Origin of the sequence: Rhodococcus sp. SGAir0479, from assembly GCF_005484805.1 — a bacterium.
GTDB lineage: Bacteria > Actinomycetota > Actinomycetes > Mycobacteriales > Mycobacteriaceae > Prescottella.
The window spans coordinates 1,943,613-1,964,206 of sequence record NZ_CP039432.1; the positions used below are offsets into that span (position 1 = coordinate 1,943,613).

Annotated in this window: 28 protein-coding genes; 14 read left to right on the top strand and 14 right to left on the bottom strand. The window is 68.1% G+C overall.

Annotation, left to right across the window (positions count from 1 at the left end; genetic code table 11):
* Nucleotides 1-4: 4 nt before the first annotated feature.
* The 6 genes from E7742_RS09110 (at nucleotide 5) to E7742_RS09125 (ending at nucleotide 4,077) form a co-directional block, all read left to right on the top strand.
* Nucleotides 5-1,471 carry an aminotransferase class I/II-fold pyridoxal phosphate-dependent enzyme gene (locus tag E7742_RS09110; RefSeq protein ID WP_137798661.1) on the top strand — a complete coding sequence of 489 codons (1,467 nt, stop codon included), beginning with the start codon at nucleotides 5-7 and terminating at the stop codon, nucleotides 1,469-1,471.
* Between the two features lie 83 nt (nucleotides 1,472-1,554).
* Nucleotides 1,555-1,728: a hypothetical protein gene (locus E7742_RS23175; protein WP_175420444.1), complete on the top strand. Its 174-nt coding sequence runs from the start codon at nucleotides 1,555-1,557 to the stop codon at nucleotides 1,726-1,728.
* A 62-nt stretch (nucleotides 1,729-1,790) separates the two neighbouring features.
* Nucleotides 1,791-2,123, top strand: a complete 333-nt coding sequence (locus tag E7742_RS09115) for a hypothetical protein (RefSeq protein ID WP_137798662.1) — start codon at nucleotides 1,791-1,793, stop codon at nucleotides 2,121-2,123.
* 60 nt (nucleotides 2,124-2,183) lie between these two features.
* Complete coding sequence (locus E7742_RS23180; protein ID WP_175420445.1) at nucleotides 2,184-2,336, top strand: hypothetical protein; 153 nt, start codon at nucleotides 2,184-2,186, stop codon at nucleotides 2,334-2,336.
* Between the two features lie 26 nt (nucleotides 2,337-2,362).
* Entirely contained in the window at nucleotides 2,363-2,881 is a 519-nt protein-coding gene (locus E7742_RS09120; RefSeq protein ID WP_137798663.1) for a hypothetical protein, read from the top strand.
* Between the two features lie 29 nt (nucleotides 2,882-2,910).
* A complete protein-coding gene (locus E7742_RS09125; protein ID WP_137798664.1) occupies nucleotides 2,911-4,077 on the top strand; it encodes a zinc-dependent alcohol dehydrogenase in 1,167 nt (388 codons plus the stop codon).
* Nucleotides 4,078-4,084: 7 nt separating this feature from the next.
* Here the strand turns inward: E7742_RS09125 and E7742_RS09130 are convergent, their stop codons facing one another.
* Nucleotides 4,085-4,399 (bottom strand): hypothetical protein, encoded by a 315-nt coding sequence (locus E7742_RS09130; RefSeq protein ID WP_137801115.1) that lies wholly within the window; start codon nucleotides 4,397-4,399, stop codon nucleotides 4,085-4,087.
* Between the two features lie 96 nt (nucleotides 4,400-4,495).
* Between E7742_RS09130 and E7742_RS09135 the strand changes: the two genes are divergently transcribed.
* Nucleotides 4,496-5,047: a dihydrofolate reductase family protein gene (locus E7742_RS09135; RefSeq protein WP_137798665.1), complete on the top strand. Its 552-nt coding sequence runs from the start codon at nucleotides 4,496-4,498 to the stop codon at nucleotides 5,045-5,047.
* 121 nt (nucleotides 5,048-5,168) lie between these two features.
* Here the strand turns inward: E7742_RS09135 and E7742_RS09140 are convergent, their stop codons facing one another.
* From E7742_RS09140 to E7742_RS09150, 3 genes are all read right to left on the bottom strand, one after another.
* Nucleotides 5,169-6,500 (bottom strand): hypothetical protein, encoded by a 1,332-nt coding sequence (locus tag E7742_RS09140; RefSeq protein WP_137798666.1) that lies wholly within the window; start codon nucleotides 6,498-6,500, stop codon nucleotides 5,169-5,171.
* Between the two features lie 104 nt (nucleotides 6,501-6,604).
* Nucleotides 6,605-7,219 (bottom strand): hypothetical protein, encoded by a 615-nt coding sequence (locus tag E7742_RS09145; RefSeq protein WP_137798667.1) that lies wholly within the window; start codon nucleotides 7,217-7,219, stop codon nucleotides 6,605-6,607.
* 64 nt (nucleotides 7,220-7,283) lie between these two features.
* The gene (locus E7742_RS09150) at nucleotides 7,284-8,510 is read right to left on the bottom strand and encodes an MFS transporter (protein ID WP_302661134.1); all 1,227 of its coding nucleotides are present in this window, start codon (nucleotides 8,508-8,510) and stop codon (nucleotides 7,284-7,286) included.
* Nucleotides 8,511-8,622: 112 nt separating this feature from the next.
* Between E7742_RS09150 and E7742_RS09155 the strand changes: the two genes are divergently transcribed.
* The gene (locus tag E7742_RS09155; RefSeq protein ID WP_137798669.1) at nucleotides 8,623-9,051 is read left to right on the top strand and encodes a winged helix-turn-helix transcriptional regulator; all 429 of its coding nucleotides are present in this window, start codon (nucleotides 8,623-8,625) and stop codon (nucleotides 9,049-9,051) included.
* A 410-nt stretch (nucleotides 9,052-9,461) separates the two neighbouring features.
* Complete coding sequence (locus tag E7742_RS09160; RefSeq protein ID WP_137798670.1) at nucleotides 9,462-9,782, top strand: hypothetical protein; 321 nt, start codon at nucleotides 9,462-9,464, stop codon at nucleotides 9,780-9,782.
* A 44-nt stretch (nucleotides 9,783-9,826) separates the two neighbouring features.
* Here E7742_RS09160 and E7742_RS09165 read toward each other — a convergent pair whose 3' ends face one another.
* A complete protein-coding gene (locus tag E7742_RS09165; RefSeq protein WP_137801116.1) occupies nucleotides 9,827-10,702 on the bottom strand; it encodes an alpha/beta fold hydrolase in 876 nt (291 codons plus the stop codon).
* A 212-nt stretch (nucleotides 10,703-10,914) separates the two neighbouring features.
* On the opposite strand from E7742_RS09165, the gene E7742_RS09170 reads away from it, so the two are divergent.
* Nucleotides 10,915-11,364 carry a MarR family winged helix-turn-helix transcriptional regulator gene (locus E7742_RS09170; protein WP_137798671.1) on the top strand — a complete coding sequence of 150 codons (450 nt, stop codon included), beginning with the start codon at nucleotides 10,915-10,917 and terminating at the stop codon, nucleotides 11,362-11,364.
* A gap of 126 nt (nucleotides 11,365-11,490) precedes the next feature.
* Here E7742_RS09170 and E7742_RS09175 read toward each other — a convergent pair whose 3' ends face one another.
* Nucleotides 11,491-12,267 carry a 2-phosphosulfolactate phosphatase gene (locus E7742_RS09175; protein ID WP_137798672.1) on the bottom strand — a complete coding sequence of 259 codons (777 nt, stop codon included), beginning with the start codon at nucleotides 12,265-12,267 and terminating at the stop codon, nucleotides 11,491-11,493.
* 132 nt (nucleotides 12,268-12,399) lie between these two features.
* Here E7742_RS09175 and E7742_RS09180 point away from each other — a divergent pair, with 132 nt between their 5' ends.
* Nucleotides 12,400-12,753 carry a nucleoside triphosphate pyrophosphohydrolase gene (locus E7742_RS09180; protein ID WP_137798673.1) on the top strand — a complete coding sequence of 118 codons (354 nt, stop codon included), beginning with the start codon at nucleotides 12,400-12,402 and terminating at the stop codon, nucleotides 12,751-12,753.
* A gap of 50 nt (nucleotides 12,754-12,803) precedes the next feature.
* Here the strand turns inward: E7742_RS09180 and E7742_RS09185 are convergent, their stop codons facing one another.
* From E7742_RS09185 to E7742_RS09195, 3 genes are all read right to left on the bottom strand, one after another.
* Nucleotides 12,804-13,364: a hypothetical protein gene (locus E7742_RS09185; RefSeq protein WP_137798674.1), complete on the bottom strand. Its 561-nt coding sequence runs from the start codon at nucleotides 13,362-13,364 to the stop codon at nucleotides 12,804-12,806.
* An 81-nt stretch (nucleotides 13,365-13,445) separates the two neighbouring features.
* Nucleotides 13,446-13,763 (bottom strand): hypothetical protein, encoded by a 318-nt coding sequence (locus E7742_RS09190; protein WP_137798675.1) that lies wholly within the window; start codon nucleotides 13,761-13,763, stop codon nucleotides 13,446-13,448.
* A 42-nt stretch (nucleotides 13,764-13,805) separates the two neighbouring features.
* On the bottom strand, nucleotides 13,806-14,045 hold the full coding sequence (locus tag E7742_RS09195; RefSeq protein WP_137798676.1) for a cold shock domain-containing protein: 240 nt from the start codon (nucleotides 14,043-14,045) through the stop codon (nucleotides 13,806-13,808).
* Nucleotides 14,046-14,303: 258 nt separating this feature from the next.
* Between E7742_RS09195 and E7742_RS23185 the strand changes: the two genes are divergently transcribed.
* Together E7742_RS23185 and E7742_RS09200 are read left to right on the top strand one after the other, a co-directional pair.
* A complete protein-coding gene (locus E7742_RS23185; RefSeq protein WP_175420447.1) occupies nucleotides 14,304-14,462 on the top strand; it encodes a hypothetical protein in 159 nt (52 codons plus the stop codon).
* A gap of 137 nt (nucleotides 14,463-14,599) precedes the next feature.
* The gene (locus tag E7742_RS09200; RefSeq protein ID WP_137798677.1) at nucleotides 14,600-14,833 is read left to right on the top strand and encodes a hypothetical protein; all 234 of its coding nucleotides are present in this window, start codon (nucleotides 14,600-14,602) and stop codon (nucleotides 14,831-14,833) included.
* A 170-nt stretch (nucleotides 14,834-15,003) separates the two neighbouring features.
* Here the strand turns inward: E7742_RS09200 and E7742_RS09205 are convergent, their stop codons facing one another.
* The 4 genes from E7742_RS09205 to E7742_RS09215 form a co-directional block, all read right to left on the bottom strand.
* The gene (locus E7742_RS09205; protein ID WP_137798678.1) at nucleotides 15,004-16,365 is read right to left on the bottom strand and encodes an APC family permease; all 1,362 of its coding nucleotides are present in this window, start codon (nucleotides 16,363-16,365) and stop codon (nucleotides 15,004-15,006) included.
* Between the two features lie 31 nt (nucleotides 16,366-16,396).
* Nucleotides 16,397-17,872 (bottom strand): UDP-N-acetylmuramoyl-L-alanyl-D-glutamate--2,6-diaminopimelate ligase, encoded by a 1,476-nt coding sequence (locus tag E7742_RS09210; protein WP_175420593.1) that lies wholly within the window; start codon nucleotides 17,870-17,872, stop codon nucleotides 16,397-16,399.
* Nucleotides 17,873-17,921: 49 nt separating this feature from the next.
* Nucleotides 17,922-18,077 (bottom strand): hypothetical protein, encoded by a 156-nt coding sequence (locus E7742_RS23190; protein ID WP_175420448.1) that lies wholly within the window; start codon nucleotides 18,075-18,077, stop codon nucleotides 17,922-17,924.
* Between the two features lie 340 nt (nucleotides 18,078-18,417).
* Nucleotides 18,418-18,981, bottom strand: a complete 564-nt coding sequence (locus tag E7742_RS09215; protein WP_137798679.1) for a maleylpyruvate isomerase N-terminal domain-containing protein — start codon at nucleotides 18,979-18,981, stop codon at nucleotides 18,418-18,420.
* Between the two features lie 187 nt (nucleotides 18,982-19,168).
* Between E7742_RS09215 and E7742_RS09220 the strand changes: the two genes are divergently transcribed.
* Nucleotides 19,169-19,891 (top strand): SOS response-associated peptidase, encoded by a 723-nt coding sequence (locus tag E7742_RS09220; protein ID WP_137798680.1) that lies wholly within the window; start codon nucleotides 19,169-19,171, stop codon nucleotides 19,889-19,891.
* 18 nt (nucleotides 19,892-19,909) lie between these two features.
* On the opposite strand, the gene E7742_RS09225 is transcribed toward E7742_RS09220, so the two are convergent.
* The gene (locus E7742_RS09225; protein WP_175420594.1) at nucleotides 19,910-20,551 is read right to left on the bottom strand and encodes a GAF and ANTAR domain-containing protein; all 642 of its coding nucleotides are present in this window, start codon (nucleotides 20,549-20,551) and stop codon (nucleotides 19,910-19,912) included.
* Nucleotides 20,552-20,594 lie beyond the last annotated feature (43 nt).

Sequence of the window (20,594 nt, forward strand, 5' to 3'; positions counted from 1 at the left end):
CGATATGGATCAGTCACGGGCGCCTCTGCTGGAGGCACTGCAGCAGTACCACCGGGTGGACCGTTACGGGTTCTCGCCGCCGGGCCATCGTCAGGGGCGCGGCGCCGACCAGCGGGTACGGGATGTCCTGGGTGACGACCCGTTCCGCGCGGACGTCCTCGCGTCGGGCGGGCTCGACGATCGCAAGTCCTCCAACGGGTACCTGTCGAACGCCGAGCAACTGATGGCCGAGGCCGTGGGGGCTGACCAGGCCTTCTTCTCGACATGCGGGAGCTCGCTGTCGGTCAAGGCGGCGATGATGGCGGTGGCGGGTGACGACCCGGGCGGGTTGCTCGTGGCCCGTGATTCCCACAAGTCGATCGTCGCCGGCCTGGTCTTCAGCGGCGTCACCCCGCGCTGGATCACACCGCGATGGGACGAAGAGATGCACTTCTCGCATCCGCCGTCTCCCGAACAGGTCCGCGAGACCTGGGAGAAGCACCCGGACGCGGCAGGAGCCCTCGTCGTCAGTCCGAGCCCGTACGGCACGTGCGCCGACATCGAAGGCATCGCCGAGGTGTGTCACGAGCGAGGAAAACCGCTGATCGTCGACGAGGCGTGGGGCGCGCATCTCCCGTTCCACGAGGACCTGCCCACGTGGGCGATGGACGCCGGCGCCGACGTCTGCGTGGTCAGTGTCCACAAGATGGGCGCCGGGTTCGAGCAGGGGTCGGTGTTCCACGTGCAGGGTGATCTGGTGGAGGGCCGATATTTGGCTCAGTGCGCCGACCTGCTGATGACGACGAGCCCCAACGTGATGCTGTACTCCGCGATGGACGGGTGGCGGCGGCAGATGGTCGAACACGGTCACGACCTGCTGGGACGTGCACTGGCGCTGGCCGCGAATGCCCGTGAGCGGATCGCCGCCGTCGACGGCTTCACCGTGCTCGAGGACAGGCTGCTCGGCGACGAGGCCTCGCACGACCTCGATCGCCTGCAGATCCTCATCGACGTGAGCGGTCTGGGCGTGTCCGGCTACCAGTGCACCGACTGGCTCCGGGAGCACTGCCAGGTCGATCTGGGCATGACCGATCATCGGCGCATTCTCGCCACTCTCTCGATGGCGGACGACGGGTCGACCATCGACCGTCTCGTCGAATCCCTGGGCGCCGTAGCCCGCGCGGCGGAGTCGTTCGCGAGTCCACCCGAGATCCATCTGCCGAGTCCGTCGGAACTGCAGCTCGAATCGGTGCTCTCTCCCCGCGACGCCTTCTTCGGCAACATCGAGATGGTGGACGCGGGCCGCGCGGCCGGACGCATCGCCGCCGAGCAGATCACCCCCTATCCGCCGGGCATTCCCACGGTGGTTCCGGGCGAACGGCTGGACCAGGCGGTCGTGGACTACCTGCGGAGCGGGGTCGCCGCCGGCATGGTGATTCCGGATGCGTCCGATCCGTCGCTCGAAAAGTTCCGCGTGGTCGTCGAGAGCTGAGCCGAGCGCCCGCCCGCCTCTGTTTGAAAACCGGGCGCGAGGGGCACTCCCCCGGCAGAGACCGTGACAAGGAGGTCACCGACATGGAACGTGGCAACAGCAAGCACGGCCCCGTCGAGGACGAGGAGCTCAAGAAGGAAACCGAAGGGATGCTTCGCGGCAATCGTCCGTCGCGCGCGGAGGAATGGCACGACCCCGAGCCGCCTGCCGACGACGACCCCGATGTGCGCGGCTGGCATCCGGACCCGACCGAATAGCACTGCGGGTCAATCCGTTCCGACTCGAAGAACGTCCCGTCCACGAAGGAGCACCATCCCCGATGAGCAACGAATCGCTTCCCCTCCCCGACTACGATCAACTGTCGACGAGCGATGTCCAGCACCGCGTGCGTTCGCTCGACCTCGGTCAGGTGCAGCAACTCCTCGAACACGAGCGGGCCAACGCCCACCGGCCGCACATCGTCGAGATCCTCAGCGCCCGGATCGCGGCCCTCGAATCCGGCGCGACACCGTCCGCCGGGGATCCGCGCAACGCTCCTCCCGTGTCGGGGACGGCGGGCAGCTCGGCGGCGAACCCCGCCCAGGCAGCCGAGGGTTCGACCCCACTGCGGCACGGCGTGGCGCGGCAGACACCCGACCGCGGCAAGCCATAGGCGCCGCGCACAGCACCCGACGACCGACGATCGAGAACCGAAGACCGCAGGAGGCACGAGATGACCCAGCACGACACCGGGCGCACCGGGCAGGACGAGGTCCACGAGGATCCGCCGGGCCCGGCCGACCATGGGCGCGACGGCGGCATGGCGACCCGCGAGAATGCGCCCGACGTGGTGCGCCGTTCGGACTCGGACGAGGACGACAGCTAGGCACAGTCAACCGGGCGGAGGTCCCGATGCAGTATCTCGACAACGTCAAGAAGAAGGTGGGCGAGGTCGTCGGCGAGGTGGTCGGCCACCTCACGTCCTCCGAGAAGACCCAGTCGGTCACCATCAGCAGCGCGCGCGACGAGGTCGAGCAGTTCTGGCGCGACCCCGATTCGCTGTCGGCCGTCTTCGATCGTTCGGCGGACGTACGGAGTGGAGACGCGCCCGGTGAGTACGTCTGGACCCCCGCCGGCGCGTCGGACGGCGGGGAGTCGTGGCGCGCGGTCCTGCACGAGGACGGCGACGCCTTCCGATTCACCGCCACCCAGCCTGACGACGCGGGCGCGAATCCGGGGTTCGAGCTGAGGTTCCGGGAGGCGCCGCGCGGTCTCGGCACCGAGGTGAGCCTCCGGGCGGACACACCCCTGCCGGACTTCCTCTCGTCACTCGCCGCGTTCGCGGTGCTCTACCGCGCCCGTGCGCTCCTGCAGACGGGAGAGATACCGACCCTGCGCGACAACCCGAGCGCGCGCCCCGCCACGCAGTGACCGCCGCCCACTGACGAGAGAGGACCCTCATGCGCGCACTCTGTTGGAACGGCGTCAACGACCTGTCCGTCGAGACCGTCGACGATCCGCGGCTGGTCAACCCTCACGATGCGATCGTGGAGGTGCGGCTCACCACCACCTGCGGGTCCGACCTGCACTTCATCGACGGTTATCTGCCCGGCATGCGAGAGGGCGACGTGTTCGGTCACGAGTTCACGGGCGTAGTGGTGGACACGGGACGAGAAGTCGACAAGATCGGCAAGGGCACGCGGGTTGTGGTGCCGTCGTTCATCAGTTGCGGGGCGTGCTGGTACTGCGACCACGACCTGCCGTCGGTGTGCGACACCACCAATCCCAACGCTCATCTGCAGCAACCGGTTTTCGGTTACCCCACGGGCGGAATCTACGGTTACACCCATCCGTTCGGCGGCTACCAGGGCTCCCACGCGCAGTACATCCGCGTGCCGTTCGCCGATGTCAACTGTTTCGCCGTACCCGACGGCGTGTCCGACGAGCAGGCGCTGTTCCTGTCCGACGCAGTGCCGACCGGCTACATGGGCGCGGACTTCTGCGACATCAGCCAAGGTGACACGGTGGCGATCTGGGGCGCCGGCGGGGTCGGGTTGATGGCGGCGAAGAGTGCCCGTCTGCTCGGCGCGGAACGGGTAGTGGTGATCGACCGGTTCCCGGAACGCCTCGAGATGGCACGCACGGTCTGCGACGCCGAGACGGTCGACTACACCGACTGCAACGTCCGCGACGTACTGCGCGAAACCACGGGCGGTCGCGGTCCCGACGCGTGCATCGACGCCGTCGGGATGGAGGGCCGCGGCACGGGTGTGCAGGAACTTTACGACCGCACCAAGCAATTTCTGCGGCTCGAGACCGATCGGGCGACGGCGCTGCGGCAGGCCGTACTCGCGTGCCGCAAAGGCGGGGTGGTGTCGGTGCTGGGCGTGTACGGGGTCACCGACAAGTTCCCGATGGGCGCCGTCACCAACAAGAGTCTGACCATCCGCTCCGCGCAGCAGCACGGCCAGCGTTATCTCCCAAGGCTGTTCGAGCACGTCCAGAAGGGCGAGCTCGATCCCGCGGTACTCATCACCCACGACATGCCGCTCGAAGAGTCGGTCCGCGGGTACGAGATGTTCAAGGACAAGCAGGACGGGTGCGTGCGCGCAGTATTCCGCCCGTGACCCGCCGTCACGACCCGCCGCGCGCGAGCCGCCAGCCCCGACGGCCCGCGACGACCGCGGCCACCCATCCCAGCACCGCCCCCAGCAGCGGCAGCGTGACGACGACGATCAGTGACGAGTAGTCGAGAGCACGACCTACTGTGCCCGCGAAGGGATCGCCGGCCACGTACGCGAAGTCGACTCGGACGGGACGACTCGTCCACGAGGCCAGCAGACCGACACCGCCGACCAGCAATCCGAACAGGAAGCCGAAGCCGGCAAGGAGAACTCGCAACGCGCGCGTCGGCCCACTATGGCAGGCCGCGTCCGCCGCTTGCGGCATGGGCACCGGCCGGTCGTATCGGCTTCGATTCGTGTCGCGGGGTGAGCGCCGGACGCGCTCCGCTTAGTTTTTCCACCGCGGAAGGTCTGTCCAATCATGAGGAAACTGATCTACACCTTCGGCGTGTCCCTCGACGGCTTCGTCAACGACCGCGACGGGAGTATCGACTGGGCCGAACCGGACGAGGAACTGCACCAGTTTCACAACGATCGGTACCGCGAGATCGAGGTCTCGCTGCACGGGCGCAGACTCTACGAGCTGATGGCCGCGCACTGGCCGTACGTGCCCGCGAGCGCCTCGCGCATCGAACGCGATTTCGCGAAGCTCTGGACGGAGAAGCCCAAGGTCGTGTTCTCCCGAACGCTCACGGAGGTTCGCTGGAACAGCAGACTTGTCAGCGAGAACGCAGTCGAGGAGGTCCGCAGACTCAAGGCCGACGGAGATGGCACCATGGAGGTCGGCGGCGCGAACCTGGCGACCTCACTGATTCCCCACGGTCTCATCGACGAGTACCAGCTGTTCCTCTCGCCCGTCGTTCTCGGCGGGGGCACCCCGATGTTCCCCCCGCTGGACAACCACATTCGACTCCGGTTGGCCGAGACGAGGCACTTCGACACGGTGGTGATGCTGCGCTACCTCGCGGTCTGACCCCCTCCCCGCCCCTGCCGGAGGTCGTGCCCGGCCCGCGGCCGCCCGCGTCGGTGCTCTCACTCGACGGTCAGGTCGGGGCGTTCGCCCGTCGGACCACCGACGCGATCGGTGGTGCGACTCAGACGTACAACACGCCGTCGACAGCTTCCGAGACCGGCGGGTATGCGCGCGTCCCTGCCTGTTCCATCAGTTGGGCCGGAACGTACGTCAAGAAGCCGTCGAGGCGGCCCCCGAACTCGTCGTACAGTCGGCGAGGTGCCACCAAGGTGACGCCGGGATAGTCGACGTGCCGGAAGCGGATGTGGACACTGCCGTGTGGGCACTGCCCGACGTAGGCCGCGGATACCTCGTGGACGTAGTCCGAAAATTGCATCCGATTCAGGCCAGTCACGCAGTAGGCCACGCAGGAGTCGTGATCCAGCGGCTCCGGACCTGCGGAGTGGCACCAGTCGGTGATGTCGATGCCCGTGACCGGCACCGAATGGGCGCTGCCGTCGACGTCCGCGACGAGCACCGAGCTCTCTGACCCGGTGAGACGTTCCGCTCTCGCCACCATCCACAGCCGACCATCCGCGACCGCTCCATCGCTCACCCGCGTCCCAGCCAGCTCGATCTCTGTCGCCGGCACTGCGGTGTCGGGTCGGTAGGCGCGCACCATGGTGGTGCCGGGGCGGGCGGAGTCAGTGCCCCAATGCCAGCGCGAGAGTTCATCGACGGCGCGTTTACGGCGGTGGGCCTCGTTGTAGGAAGAATCGGCGTACTCGCTGGTGTACCCGACCGCACGGTCCTGCTCGCACGGGTGTGTTTGCGGTCCGATTCGCAAAGGGATCGGCCCGTCCAGCGGTACTTGCAGCACCGAGGAGCGGTACCTGACCTCGAAGCCGCTCTGTGCGCCTCCTGCCGCCGGTGACGCGGGTACCCGCGTCCACGGGTCGTGCTCGATCCCGACGAACAGCGACGATTCGTCGAACTCCACCGAGACGACCGCGGCGGCCTCCACGACGACACGGCGGGTGCCACCATCAGGCAAGGCCACGAGATTTTCCGGCCGTCGCGGGGAGAAGCGCCGCGGCGGAACATCCGGAGACGCTGCGATGTCACGCCGCCGTCGACCTACGCTGATGCACCAGGCGCCTGCCTCCCCAGCGCAGATCAGGCGGTGGCCCTGGGTGTATTCACCGCGAACAATGCCGTCGATCCCGATACGCGCCAGTGGCCCGTCCCGGTGGCTCTGGACCCACAACCCGGCGGAATCGGCCACAATCTCCGACTGCCCGGACCCCGGGGGCGGCGGCGGGATGTCGGTCCAGGCCACCACACGCGCAAACTGCTCGGTGTGCGGATCGAACAATGCGGCGACAGGCTGGGTTCGGTCGACCACCCAGATGAAGGTGCCTGCGGAGAAAACGTAGCGTGGGCGCAGGAATCTGCGCTCGAGTCCGGCGCTCATGCGCCTTTCTGCCAAGTCATGCCGGTGACCGTACCAGCGACAAAGTCAGCCCGTCCATCGCCCAGACCTCTTCGCTCCAGCGGAGTTCCGTGATGCCGGTGCGGTCAATCCGCCGATTCGTCATTGACAGCGCCAGCCCGGTCGGTCCGGACCCGAGGACCAGACCCCTCACGCCTACGTGCCGATGCGGACTGGTCGTACAGCTCACTGTGTAGGTCGGCGAGCGCATCTGCGGGATGCAGATACGCGGAGACGGTGTTGCCGCGCAGGTATTGTCCGATGCACTCGACAAGTTCCCGCGCCGCGGCAACGACCTCCGCGCTGGAGGTCCCAGCGATCTCGGACTCGAGGGCACCCGCAAGCAGAGGGAACGCGCGCTTGGCCTCGTGACGCGCCGCGACGGCATCACCGCGCGCGTCGCGGCGTCCCTGTGCGGTGTCGGCTCGCTCGGCGTACTCGATACTGGTCTCGATCCGTTCGTTGTCGGAGATGACCGCGACGGCGAGCCGGAAGAAGGCGTTCTCCCGCGCTCGGATGTCCGGATCTGCGGCTCTCGACGGGTGAGTGGCATAGAAGCGCCGACGCCGCCACACGCTGCGCAGGGTGCCGGCGCGTTCGCGGACGGCCCGGACACGCTCTCTCCCGAACCGCACCGCCGAGGAGGCCCCGGGCAGCACGCGATCTCCGATCCCCACCATGACCACCCTTCGACGCACCACCGCAGCGCATCGTAGCGGCCGACGGCGAACGACCAACGCGACAGCGGTGCGTCCGCGCGGGCGTTCAGGAGTCCTTTCCTACCCCGGAGACGTCACGAGATTCGTCGACGGCGAGCGCGTCTCCGGGGGTCTGCGCAGGAACTGCGCGACGGCCGAGCGCCCAGACGAGGAATCCGCACAGCGCGAAGGCTGTTCCGAGAACCGCAGATCCGGCCCATCCCGCGGTCGCGAACATCGTGGTGGTGGCCGTTGCGCCCACCGCCGAACCCAACGAGTAGAAGATCATGTAACCGCCGACGACGCTGCTGGTTCGGTGCGGAAACGCGGCGGTCAGCAGGGATTGGTTACTGACGTGCACGACTTGAACCGCGAAGTCCAGAAGGATGACCCCGACGGCGACGAGCCACAGTGACCAGGTCGCCTGTCCGGACGCCGACCAGGAGGCCGCCAGCAGCGCGAGTGCGCCGCCGGTGACGAGATTGGCCTTGCCGGCGTCGGCCCATCGGCCGGCCCGCGCGGCACCCAGCGCACCAGCGAGTCCTGCGATGCCGAACAGCCCGATCTGAGCCGGGCTCAGTCGCCACGGTTCGGCCGCGAGCGGTAACGCGAGCCCGCTCCAGAGCGTGCCGAAGGAAGCGAACAGGAAGAACCCGATCAGCCCTCGCGTGATGAACAGTGGCACCCGGAACAGATGCACGAAGGAGGCCACCACTTCGCCGTAGGACGTGTCACCCCCACGGCGGTCGGCTGGCAGTATCTCGAGAACGCCGACGGACAGCGCCACGAGCAGTACCGCGAGCACGAGGTAGATGCTGCGCCAACCCCACACGGCAGCAAGCGCTCCCGCCAGCACGCGTGCCCCCAGAATGCCGATGACCACTCCGGACGTGACGACGCCGAGCGTGCGGCCCCGCTCCGATGGACTCGACAGGTCGGCAGCGAACGCGACGGTGGTCTGGACGACGACGGCGAACAGACCGGAGACGGCCAGCCCGACCAGGAGGAGCACCGGGCTGGGTGCGGTAGCCGCAACCAGCATGCCGACTGCGGCGAGGAGTAGGTGGCCGCTGATGAGTTTGCGTCGGTCGAGCATGTCCCCCAGAGGGACCAGAAGGGCAAGACCTATCAGGTAGCCGACCTGCCCGGCCGCCACGACCCAGCCGAGGTCGGCCTCCGGCACCGCCAGGTCGCTACCGATCTCGGCGAGTACGGGCTGGGCCACGTAGATCGTCGCTACGGCAACTCCACAAACCGTCGCGAGCAGCACCCTTCGGGTGAATGGAAGCCCCACCGAGCCATCTCCGATCAGTAGCAAAATGCAACTGATCGGAGGATAGGGCAGAATGGTTTCAAACTGCAACTCATTCGGGAGTCGTGATGACCTGCGCCGTAAGCGTGACGACATGACGTGGACCGACCCCGCATGCCCGGTCGCCCGCACGCTCGACCTCGTCGGCGACCGATGGTGCCTGCTGATCATTCGCGACGCGATGGACGGTGCGCGGTCGTTCACCGACTTCCAACACCGCACCGGGGTGGCGCGCAACATCCTCACCGACCGACTCCGACGACTGGTCGATCATGGCCTCCTGCAACGGGAGACGGCAAAATCGGGACGCCGACAGATGTACGTACTCACCGACGCCGGACGAGACCTCTTTCCGGTCGTCGTGGCGATGCGTCAGTGGGGTGAACGGCACACGTTCGCTCCCGGCGAGGCTCACTCCGTTCTCGTCGACGAAGCGGGCCTCCCGCTCCCCGACCTGCGCCCTACCGACTCCCGTGGAAACCCCGCGACCATCGACACCACCGCCGTCCTCCACACCGACTGAAGCCAGGCGATTCGGCGGCCGGCCACGCAGCCGTCGACGACGGCGTTTTCGCCGAGGTCCCCGCGATCGGCCTACTTCGACAGAGCGTCCGCCCGTTCAACCGATTTCGGCATCCTCAGATGCAGCCCGTCTCGGAAATCGCCGGAGATACGCGCGCTCGCGGCTTACGCTGGCTCCACCGCTCCGTCGGGGACTCACGTGGGAGGCACACCGTGCGTCGTACAACACTTCATCGCCTAGTCGTCACCGGGGCGGTTGCGGCGGCAACCACCCTGACGCCGCTCGTCACGGCAACGGGCGCGCCGGCGAGCCCGCCCGTCGACCCCGGGGCTCCGGCGACACCGTTCCAGATCCCGGCCACCTTCCTCTCGGGGTGCGGGGTCGGTTTCAGGTGCTACCTTCCGCCGCTGGTGCCCCTGACCCCCACAGCCAGGGTGGACGCGCCCGGTGAAGTCACCTTCGACCTCGCCCGTCCCACCACCTATCCCATCGACTCTTACGACTGCATCGGTATGACCGTGGACTGGCGCAATCTGACGACCGGCGCCACCGGCACCACGCAGATTCGACGTGTCCCGATCGACTACAGCCGTCCGGCGCCGCAGGACTTCTGCGCGTACATCCCGTCGACAGTGGTCACGGGCGGCGGCGTCGTGACCGCCACCGCCGATGCCCGGACCCCTGACCACCGCCCCGTCAGTCCCGGCGTGGTGGTCCTGCAGGTGCCGTGAAAGCAACCTCGGCCACCACAGATCGCGTTCGAGGGGCGGAACTTTCAGCGAAGGAGGAACTCGAGCGCAACGCGCTCGAACGCGTCCTTGGCCTCGACCATCACCCAGTGACCGCAGTTCGGAAAGATGTGGAGCTCGGCGTCGGGCGCCAGGCGAAGCGGGACCAGCGGCATTTCCGGCGGGCACTGTCGGTCGTCGAGTCCCCACGTGAACAGGGTCGGGCACCGAACCTTGCCCATCATCGACCAGTACGGCGGGGCATCGGAGGTCTCGAGCGTCCGCTGCTGAGCGGCCGCTGCTTCGGACCCGTACATAGCGGCGAGCGTCCTGTGGGAGGACGGGTCTTGCGCGGTCTCCCAACGCTCCTCGATTCTTTCCTCCGTGACGACGGCGGGGTCGTAGACCATGCACTCGAGCCATCGCACCAGCTTCTCGCGGCTGGGTGCGTCGGCGAATTCCCGCAGCAGACGGGTACCTTCGCTCGGGCTCTGGCTGAAGATGTTCGGGCCGACACCGCCGATGGTGATGAGCTTCGCGACGCGGTCTGGATGCCGCATCGCGACTTGCGCGCCCACCACACCGCCCATCGAATTGCCGATCACCGCAGCAGATTCGAGCCCGATCGCGTCCATGAACCGCGTCACCGACCCGACGGCAGCGCCGACCGGGGATCCCTCCACCGGGTCACTGATGCCGAATCCGGGAAACTCCAGCACGTAACAGTGGAAATGCTGCGCGAACACGCCGAGATTTCCGCGATAGTTTCGCCATCCGCTGACTCCGATCCCGGAGCCGTGCAACAACACCAGGGGCGGCCCCTCCCCCGCCTCGTGATATCGCAAGACGCCTTGCTCGGTGACGACCTCGCGCTTGCTCTCCTCGTAAGTGACTGCTCGTGCTGACGAATAGGATGCCAACATCTCGTCTCCCCCACCCCTCCACGCGGCCGACCTGCGGACGCGCTCTGGCCGTACGGACACCGGCACTGTAACAACATGTTGTTACATAACAATGCAGATTTGCATGGATGGGCGGCGTCTCTGGGATCGAGGGGCACCGTCGGGATGTCAGACTGACCCATGCTGGCAACCTGCTGCCACGCAGACACTCAGTTGCAGAGGAGCAGCCTTCAGTGACCGAAGACGCTGGCAGCAGAACGCTGTCTGAGGTACTCGACGACCGGATCGGGACGCACATTCGGCGTATTTCGCGACTGCTCATCGACGCGAAGGCGGCAGCGCTGCAACCCCTCGGCCTCACCGTCCCGCAGTACGCCACCCTGTTGTCGGTGAAATACCTCGAACCGACCTCCGCAGCTCAACTGGCACGAAACGGAATGGGTAGCCCCCAGGCCGCCGCCACCATGTTGGCGACCCTCGAGGGCAAGGGACTCATCAGCCGCAGACCGTCGCCGATGCACCAGAAGCTGATCGAGGTGCGGCTGACCGCTCTCGGCACCGAGACGATCGAAGAGGCCGACCACCTCGCGGCGGGCGTCGAAGCCAAGCTGCGCGCCGGTATCGGCGAGGATCTGTTCGACGGCGTCCTCCGGGTCGAAAAGATCGCGGAGGATCTGCTCTGACGTCTGATCCGTCACGCGCAATCGGTCAGGGGCCGATCGGCACGCTCTTGCCACATTTGCGCCGCAATCGAAGTGCGAGATGGGATCTTCGCGACGGCACTTTCAGCCTGCACGTCGGTCGGGCGCCTACGAGGACGCGTGCCGCTGGCCGCGATCGACGAATACGCCGCCGACGAGCACCGGCACGGAACAACTCTCGTCGACCTCTGCCGCGACCCGAACATCCGGTCCGTATCCGGCGGCAGTCAGTTCCCGTCCGGACGCGCACTGCTCCAGCGCGACACCCACCCGCTTGCGGACCGCACGCCAGGCCGCCACCGCCATCTCCGACTCCGGCGACATCGCCCAGCCCGGCCGCAATCGTCCGAGCTCGGCGAGCACCGCGCCCGCACCCCACACGTCCTCGACGGCCGGCCGCAGAGTCCCATCCGGCCACCGTTCGCCCGCGGCGATGATCGCCACAGACGCATTCCCGTCGTCATTTGCCGCGATCCACTCGGCAACCGCCCGCGCATTGCGCAGCGAAGCACCGACACACACCCGAGCCGATTCCGCCAACGAGTGCGCGATCGCCGAACCGTTCGGCGACGGCAATACCAGACGGTCCAGTCCGACCGCCCGCCGAATGCTGCCCGGAGACAGACTCACCGAATCCGCAACAGCCTCACGGCGTCCGACTGCCAGGACCGCATCATGCTGCCCCGCGTAGGCGGCCGCCGACTCGTCCCGCCACCGGAACGGCAGCACCTCGATGCCGCGATCGACAGCAACCGACAGTGAGGTCGTGAACGACAACACGTCGACGACCACCGCGAAACCTGCGTCCAGGCCCACCGCGGCAGCGCCGGACAAGCCCGAGTCGAAGCGAACAGTCCAACCATGTTGCTGGTGCGCGGGATTCACCGAACCACTCTCGCACGTCGAATCGACCGGAGCCTGGTCCTGTCCGAACTACGCCTCTGACCACGCCGTCCGCACGCGGGGTCAGCGCTCACCTGAGCGGAAGGACCTGCCGGACGGTGATTGAATCGACGGATGCGAAGCAGCGAGACCGTCGAAGTCCATCGGAAGCTGGTCCGAGACAAAATTCCCGACGTAATACTCGGCAACGGCGACCGGCCGGACTGGCGGCAGATCGTCAACGACACAGAGTATCTGGCGGCCCTCACCGCCAAGCTCGTGGAGGAAGCCAGGGAAGTACAGGAGGCGTCGCCGGCGAACCGGATCCATGAGTTGGCCGACCTGTTCGAAGTGGCCACGGCGTTGATGACCGAACTCGAGATAACGGAAGCGGAGCTGAAGTACGAGGCGGACCGGAAACGCGCCGCCAGAGGCGGTTTCACGCAGCGAATCTGGCTCGAACAGGTCGAATTACACAACGGCGGCTGACGCGAGAGCACGATCGGAACGGGCGGCGCGTGCCCGGCAGCGGGGCACCCCTATGCGATCGTCCCGGCTGCAGCCGCGCGAGGGCCTGCCCGTGAGACGACGTGCCCGACGACCCTGGCAGCAGCGAACACGCCGATCAACGCCACACCTGCCGCCCTGCTACCACGGTAAAAGAGCGTCTCCGCGCACTTCTCTTCCATCCAACTCGGCGGCACCGGATGTGATTGCGTCACCTCCTCATCGGGCTCGTCGGACATGACCGTCAGTTCGTCGGCCGGCACCGGCCTGACGACCGATCCGCAATCCACCCACCTCGCACCGATGCTGTCCACCGGGATCGAGGTCGGGACCACGAGCGCCCACCCGCTCAGCGCCCACGCCATCCCCGCCCACAAGGCGCAGACCGCACCGAACGCGATGGCAAACCGGCTGCGACGCCGCCGTTTCCACCACAGGTAGGTCAGCACGCTCGCCGCCGCGAGATACCCCGGTGCCGACCACCAGAACAGAAGACCGACAAACGCATACGCGAACAGGAGTGTCAGGACCCAGAACGCCGCAGTCAACGACTTCGTACGGGACCGCGCATCTCGCCGGTCTGTGAGCGCCACCGACTCATTCTCCCCGATCCGTCCCGATGTCCGGCGGACGTCGATACGCGGCGCGGCGGCACCACCCGTGCAGCACTCGACTCAGGACGGCTGGCGCCGGTTGTGCAGCGTTGCGACGATCAGTCCGGGAAGCCCGTTCACCAGAACGAGAATGGCGACAGTGACGGCGATGCTCGCCCCGGGTCGCGAATCCCACAACGCGTCACCGATGGCGAGCGCACCCACGACGCTCGCTGTCCAGCCCGCAGTGTCGAAGCGGCGAACTCGTCGCGCCGGTCGTGCCGGACGCACGCCCCGCACCATCGGCATGACGCGGCCGGTGTTGACGCGCGCGCACAGAACGGCCCCCACCAGGTGAAAGGCACCGGCGAGCACCGTCGCGAGCACTCCGAACGCCATGCAGGCCCCCTGTCCCCCAGGAACACGTATCGCCACGCGATGCTAGGTGTGCTGATCCGTCCGTCGCAGCCGCCTGATGCGAGTGGCTCGGAAGTCGTATCCATCCTGCTTGTAGCCTGGCTTTTCCCAGTCGAACTCGACGGTCTCCCCTGCCTCCAGCGAGCGAAAACCGGTGCCTTCGATGTGGCTGTAATGGCCGAAGCACCCGCCCGGCGTCTCTGACGACGAGATCACCCCCCAGCCTTCCTCCACGTCCCAGGCTGCCACCTGACCGATTGCCACAGCCGTGCCTCCCTCCCTGCCTTCGGCCGCCCCGACACGAGCCGGCCCACTGCCACGATGTCACGCCCGCCCGTCGGCGGTACTTCGTCGCTCGGTGACGACGGGCCCGGACGCGGAAGTCGAGGGCATCGTCACGAATCGGTAGCAACATGCGCACGCCATCGACCGGGGCTCGCGACGCCTCTACCCTCGTAGGACGCGTCGAGCCTGGTGACGGCTGAAGGGGGCGACGGCTACAGGGTGAAGGTGAGGGCCGATATGTCCGCCAATCTCTTCCTCATGCTGATGGTGCTGATCCTCGGTCTCGGCGTCGGCGGGGCATTGTCGTCCATCGCCGGTGTCCGGTTTCGTCCCCCCTCGGACACCCCTTCCACTGCAGACGCGCGACGGCAGCGAACCTGGCATCTGCACCCGTAGCAGGCCGGTGGTGCGCCCCGGCCCGTTATCGGCGTGCGGGCCGTCGCCGCGGAGTTCGAACCGCTCACTTGTGGGTACCCGGCGACCGCACGCGAGCGAGACGGCTCGCTCGGCTCGATCCAGGGAAGGACACCACGATGACGAATGAGGAGACCGGTTCGGTCACCGGCACACCGGACAAGGACTACAACCTCGTGTGGTTCGTCGAGGCCTCGTTGAGCAACGCGCTCAGGTTGGAGACGTACATTCAGGACGCCGAACGCGAGGGTGACACCGAACTCGCCGACTTCTTCCGCCGCGCGCAGGCCGCGAGCCGGAAGGGCGGCGAGGAAGGCAAACGCCTGCTGTCCGACCGCCTGTCTCGGTCGTGAGGCAGGCCACGGCAACGTCGGAACAGGTTCGTCGGTATCGGCGTTGAGGTGGCTGGATCGGTTGCGTTCCGTGTCCCCCGGGCTCACACCCTTGCCCTCGCAGAGTTCCGTTCGGCTGGAGCTGCGTTGCGCCTACCGCCGAGAGGCGACCGAACGCAGCCGATCCACTTCTATGTCCGACCTCCGGTGCGGGCCGGCCCGTCCTGGCTGCGCCGTGACCGCAGCCGTGCCAGCGCGTAGAGGACCATTCCGAGCACGAGGAACACCCCGGCCCGCAGCCACGTCGCCGCGCTCTGCTGCGTCAGGAGCACCGCGCACGTGATGAGCGCGAGGATCGGGATCACCGTGGGGGTCCGGAAGTGGGGCGTGTCGACCTTGTCCCGGCGCAGTACCAGGACCGCGATGTTGGTGCTCACGAACACGAACAGCAGCAGAAGGACCACCGTCTCGGCGAGCGCGTCGAGCGTGCTGGTCGTGCACAACACCATCGCGACCGCCGTGGTCGCGATGATCGCCACCCACGGCGTGCGGCGATTCGGCAGGACCCGGGCGAACACGGACGGCACCAGATCGTGCGTGGCCATGCCGTAGAGCAGGCGGCTGGCCATGATCATCGTCAGGAGCGCGCCGTTCGCGACGGCCACCAGCGCGATCGCTCCGAACAGCCGGTCCGGCACCCCCAGGTCGGTCGCGGAGACCACCTCGAGAAGCGGGCCACTCGACCGGGCGACCTCGTCCGGCGGCAGCACGATCGACACCGCGATGCCCACCAGCACGTACACCGCCCCGGCCGTGAGCAGCGCACCGAACAGCGCCCGCGGATACACCCGGCGCACGTCCCGAACCTCCTCGGCGAGGTTGGCCGACGTCTCGAAACCGACGAACGAGTAGTACGCCAACAGTGCGGCCGCGAGCACGGCCAGCGCCGGGGACCGATCGGCGTCGAACTCGAGCAGTCGCGCCGGTTCACCGTCCCCGCGGGCGAGCACGATGGCGGCCAGCACGATGACGAGCAGGAGACCACCGACCTCGATCACCGTCATGAGCAGGTTCGCGCGCAGAGATTCGCGGATTCCGCGGGCGTTCACCAGGGCGACGACGACGAGGAACGACAGCGCCGCCACCAGCACCGGCAGCTCGACGAACGTGCCGAGGTACTCGCCCGCGAACGCATGCGCGAGCCCCGCGGCGCTCGTCACGCCGGCGGCGAGCATCGCGAAGCCGACCAGGAACGACACGGTGTCCGAGCCGAACGCCCGGCGCGCGAAGACCGCCGCACCGCCCGCCTCGGGGTACTTCGTCACGAGTTCGGCATACGACGCGGCGGTGGTGAGGGCCATCGCCAGCGCCACGAGCAGGGGTACCCACACCGCGCCCCCGACCTCCCCGGCCATCACACCGATGAGGGCGTAGATCCCCGCGCCCAGGACGTCGCCGATGATGAACACGTACAGCAGTACGCCACCGACGGAGCGGCTCAGACGGGGCGACGAGTCCTGGGTGGACGTCGGCGGGGCGTTGGTTCCGGTCACGACACCGCATATACCCCGTCGGGGCGAAAACCTACCGTCGCCGCTGGAAGGTGTGCGCGAGCAGGGCCCGGCGTAGGGCCGCGCGGTCGTCGAACGCGACCGCGACCCCGTTGTCGACGAGCAGCGGGTCGTGCCCGCGGCCGGCGACCAGGATGACGTCGTCCGCACGCGCGACGGCGACGGCGGCGGCGATCGCGTCGCCCCGGTTCGGGATCACCACGACGTCTGCGTGCGCGGCCTGCCGGGCGCCCGCGGCCACCTCGTTGCGCAACGCCGCGGCGTCGTCGGAGAAGGCGCTCTCGTCCGTGACGATGACGGTGTCGGCGAACGTGGCGGCGGTGAAACCGAGTGGCGCCCGTTTGCCAGGGTCCCGCTCCCCGGTGGCGCCCAGCACGACGATGATCCTTCCCGTGGCGACGGTCCGCAGGTAGGGGAAGAGCCGGCGTTGGCCCGCCGGATTGTGGACGTAGTCGACCACCGCGAGGAACGGCTGTCCGGCGTCGACCCGCTCGAGGCGGCCGGGCACGGCCCGCAACGACTCGATCCCGGCGGCAGCCGTCGCGAGGTCGATTCCGCGGGCCGTCAACGCGGCCAAGGCGGCTACGGCGTTGTCGACCTGGTGGCCCCCGAGCAGTTGCAGCCGGACCGGGACCCGCCGCGTCCCGTGATGGACGGTGAACGAGCTGCCCCACCGATCGAGGCGAACCGAACTCGCGTACACGTCGGCGGCGGGGTCGTGCGCGGAGAAGGTCAGGTGCGGGACGGCGGTCTCGGTGACCAACCGGCGCCCGTAGGCGTCGTCGATGCAGATGGCCGCGGAGTCGGCGAACTCGGGGGTGAACAGGCGCGCCTTGGCGGAGTAGTAGGCCTCCATGTCCGAGTGGAAGTCCAGGTGGTCGCGGGCGAGGTTGGTGAAGACGGCGACACCGAATCGGGATCCGTCGACGCGGCGTTCGGCCAGCCCGTGGCTCGACACCTCCATCGCGACCGCCTCCACCCCCGCCCGCGTGAACTCGACGAAGGTCTGCTGCAGCTCGCAGGCCTCCGGGGTGGTCCGGGTGGCCGCCCGCACGTTCCCCGGCCCGCGCACGGTGATGCCGGTGACGATTCCGGAGCGGACACCGGCGGCGCCCAGCCCGGCTTCCACCATGTAGACGGTGCTGGTCTTGCCGTTCGTTCCCGTGACGCCGTACAGGTCGAGGGCGGCCGACGGATTGCCGTACGCCCACGCCGCCACCGGGCCGAGGGCCGCGCGGGGGTCGTCCACGACGACGGTCGGCAGCACGTCCGACGGCCGGTCGCTCAGCATCGCGACCGCACCGAGCGCCGCGGCGTCGGACGCGAACGCCGCGCCGTGATGTCGGCGGCCGGGCAACGCCGCGTACAGGGAACCGGGCCGCACACACCGCGAATCCTGATACACGCCCGTGAACACGGCGTCGACACCGGCTTCCCCGCCGGTGACCACCCGGCCCGAGGCGCGTAGGTGATCGACGAGCTCGGCGATCGACCTCGAGGAGTGGCCGGGCCCGAACGTGGCCGGGCCCCGCCACCCGTCAGTCGTCGGTGTCCTCCGTCGCCGGCTGCCCAGTTTCGTCCGGATCGTCGGCACCCTCGGCCTGATTGGGCTGGGGGCGCAGCCGGTTCGGTTGAATCATCTCGGGGTCGGCGTCCGGATCCTCGTTCGCGTCGTAGGTGTGGTCCTTTGCCATCGCGCTCTCCGTCCTCGGCGTTCGGGCTCTACCACTCTCGTCTTCCCGATCCGCGCCGGTTTGACACCTCCCCGGTGGGAGCGAAGAACCGAACCGGGCGTCTCGGTCCGAGGAGCCGAGCGACTCCCGGAGACCGAGTGACCTTGCCGACCCGGCTCCTCGAACCGACGACCGCGTCGGACGACAAGGGACGCAACCCTTCTCACCGACACATCCGAACCTTGGACCCCGGATGCCGGCCGAACCGTCGAAACGGTCATGAGCGACGGTAATCGACTGTCCGGCGTCGTGCTCGGCAGCTACGACCCGCCGCACACGGACATCTGCGACGTGCGGGCCGTCAGGTCCGCCCCCACGCGGCCAACACTCGCGCGGTCAGTCCCGTATCCGCCGAGGTGCTCACCGGCCCCAGCGCGCCGTGGGACCGCAGCATCGCCCGCACCTCGGTACCCCGGTCCAGCAGGAACCGGCAGAGCGCCGGGTCGAGCCGCGTGTCGGGCTCGAACACCGAGACGATGTCCCACGAGTGCAGCACCAGTTCCTGAACCCGCATCACCAGGAGCGTCGGTGCATCGACGTCTGCAATCAGGTGAGGCAGCACGATGCCGTCGTCGCGGTGCTCGACGAACTCTTGCCGCAGCGCCGCCGACAGTGTGCGGTGCGATTCCACGGCATCGTCGCCGAGATGGTCGGCGGTGCGGGACTCGGCGATCTTCACCGGATCGGCTCCCGAGAAATAGAGCGTGTAGCGGACGGCACCGCCGAGCACATGGTTCGCGACCTCTCGCGTGCTCCAGCCCTCGCACCGGCTCGGCGCGGAACCGATCGCCCCGTCGCGGCGAAGCGCTCGCTCGAACTCCTCCGTGGCGAGGTCGAGCATCCGGAGATCGTCGTCGGAGATCATGCATGTCCTCTCGCGGTCCACTGTCCCACGCCCGAGAATACGGCCGCAGCCGCAGGAAACGTGCGTGTCCGCGTGCAGGATTCGGCGCGGAACTCCCGGACGGGAGGGGCGCACCGCGCGCTGACCCGCGGGTGTCTGTGGCTCCGGCTATCGTGCGCGGTGTACCTGCGACGACGGGAGACGCGACGTGTGTGGACGATATGCAAGCACCACCACCGACAAGGAACTGCGGTCGTTGTTCGATGTGGCCGAGTCGGTCGGCGCCGAGCTGCCACCGTCCTACAACGTCGCCCCGACCCAGCAGGTGCGCGTGGTGCTCGAACGCACCCCGCGCAACGAGCCCGAGGCGGACGCCGAGCGGCAACTGCGGACCGCGAAGTGGGGCCTGGTGCCGGCCTGGGCGAAGGACCCGAAAATCGGCAGCCGCCTCGTGAACGCACGCTCGGAGACGATCACCGAGAAACCCTCCTTCCGAAACGCTGCCACCAAGCGCCGCTGCATCATTCCCGCGGACGGGTACTTCGAGTGGATGAAGGACGAGGCGGGCCGGAAGATCCCGTTCTTCCTGCACGGTGACGAGAGGGTCCTCGCAATGGCGGGACTGTACGAGCTGTGGCCGGACCCGGCGAAGCGTGAGGACGACCCGGACCGATGGTTGTGGACGACCACCGTGCTGACCACCCGCGCCACCGACACGACCGGACATATCCACGACCGCTCGCCGGTGGTCCTGCCGGAGTCGTTCTGGGAGCACTGGCTCGACCCGGCGATCGCCGACCGCGACGAGGTCCAGGCGATGGTGAACTCGGTCCCGGAGCCGCATCTGCACCCGTACGAGGTGAGCACGGAGGTCAACAAGGTCGACAACAACCATCCCGGACTTCTCGAACCGGTGCGGCCGGAACAGTGACGGCGCGCGTGGTCCCCGTCAATCGCCGGGTCGCTCACCCGCCTCGGTGAGTTTGCGCGCGATTTCGTACAGGGGCACGTTGCGTTCCTGCGAGAGCTTCCGCAACAGTTCGAAGGCGCGGTCGGCGTCGACGGAGAATTTCTCCATGAGCATGCCCTTGGCCTGACCGATCGTGTCGCGCGTACTCAGCGCCTGTCGGAACTGCTCTTCGCGCTGCGCGGCGATCACCGCGATCGCCGCGTGCGTGGCCAGGCTGCCGCCGATGCTCACCGCCGTCCCGTCGAACGCGCGGGGCGACGAACTCAACAGATTCAGCGCACCCAGATTGGACTCGGTGGTGTACAGCTGGAAGGCGAGCATCGACAGCACGCCCGCTCGCGCCGCTTCCCGGGCGAACTTGGGCCAGCGGTCCTCGTCCTCCATGTCGTCCACCTGCACGGTCTCGTGCTCCCAGATGGCCTGCAGACAGGGTCCGTCCTGGACGTCCTGTTGCAGGTCGTCGATTCGGCGCGGCAGATCGGAGGTACCCGCACGGGACTCGAACCGCTCACCCTTGGTGATGAGAGTGATGTCCGCATGCTCGGCCCCCGGGACGAGGTCGACAGCGGCGCGAGTGATCACCGCGAGCGTCGCGTCCAGGTCGGCGTGCTCGTCCCGCATGTCGCGAGCCATCCCCTCGATGGCGGAGCGCAGCCGCTGCTCC

Bases quoted from the DNA above. Each gene is read 5' to 3' on its own strand.
- E7742_RS09115 (WP_137798662.1), top strand. From the start codon at position 1,791: ATGAGCAACGAATCGCTTCCCCTCCCCGACTACGATCAACTGTCGACG.
- E7742_RS23175 (WP_175420444.1), top strand. From the start codon at position 1,555: ATGGAACGTGGCAACAGCAAGCACGGCCCCGTCGAGGACGAGGAGCTC.
- E7742_RS09180 (WP_137798673.1), top strand. From the start codon at position 12,400: ATGCGAAGCAGCGAGACCGTCGAAGTCCATCGGAAGCTGGTCCGAGAC.
- E7742_RS23190 (WP_175420448.1), bottom strand. From the start codon at position 18,077: ATGGCAAAGGACCACACCTACGACGCGAACGAGGATCCGGACGCCGAC.
- E7742_RS09110 (WP_137798661.1), top strand. From the start codon at position 5: ATGGATCAGTCACGGGCGCCTCTGCTGGAGGCACTGCAGCAGTACCAC.
- E7742_RS09190 (WP_137798675.1), bottom strand. From the start codon at position 13,763: ATGGCGTTCGGAGTGCTCGCGACGGTGCTCGCCGGTGCCTTTCACCTG.
- E7742_RS09200 (WP_137798677.1), top strand. From the start codon at position 14,600: ATGACGAATGAGGAGACCGGTTCGGTCACCGGCACACCGGACAAGGAC.
- E7742_RS09120 (WP_137798663.1), top strand. From the start codon at position 2,363: ATGCAGTATCTCGACAACGTCAAGAAGAAGGTGGGCGAGGTCGTCGGC.
- E7742_RS09215 (WP_137798679.1), bottom strand. From the start codon at position 18,981: ATGATCTCCGACGACGATCTCCGGATGCTCGACCTCGCCACGGAGGAG.
- E7742_RS09140 (WP_137798666.1), bottom strand. From the start codon at position 6,500: ATGAGCGCCGGACTCGAGCGCAGATTCCTGCGCCCACGCTACGTTTTC.
- E7742_RS09165 (WP_137801116.1), bottom strand. From the start codon at position 10,702: ATGTTGGCATCCTATTCGTCAGCACGAGCAGTCACTTACGAGGAGAGC.
- E7742_RS09125 (WP_137798664.1), top strand. From the start codon at position 2,911: ATGCGCGCACTCTGTTGGAACGGCGTCAACGACCTGTCCGTCGAGACC.
- E7742_RS23185 (WP_175420447.1), top strand. From the start codon at position 14,304: ATGTCCGCCAATCTCTTCCTCATGCTGATGGTGCTGATCCTCGGTCTC.
- E7742_RS09130 (WP_137801115.1), bottom strand. From the start codon at position 4,399: ATGCCGCAAGCGGCGGACGCGGCCTGCCATAGTGGGCCGACGCGCGCG.
- E7742_RS09135 (WP_137798665.1), top strand. From the start codon at position 4,496: ATGAGGAAACTGATCTACACCTTCGGCGTGTCCCTCGACGGCTTCGTC.
- E7742_RS23180 (WP_175420445.1), top strand. From the start codon at position 2,184: ATGACCCAGCACGACACCGGGCGCACCGGGCAGGACGAGGTCCACGAG.
- E7742_RS09155 (WP_137798669.1), top strand. From the start codon at position 8,623: ATGACGTGGACCGACCCCGCATGCCCGGTCGCCCGCACGCTCGACCTC.
- E7742_RS09225 (WP_175420594.1), bottom strand. From the start codon at position 20,551: ATGCGGGACGAGCACGCCGACCTGGACGCGACGCTCGCGGTGATCACT.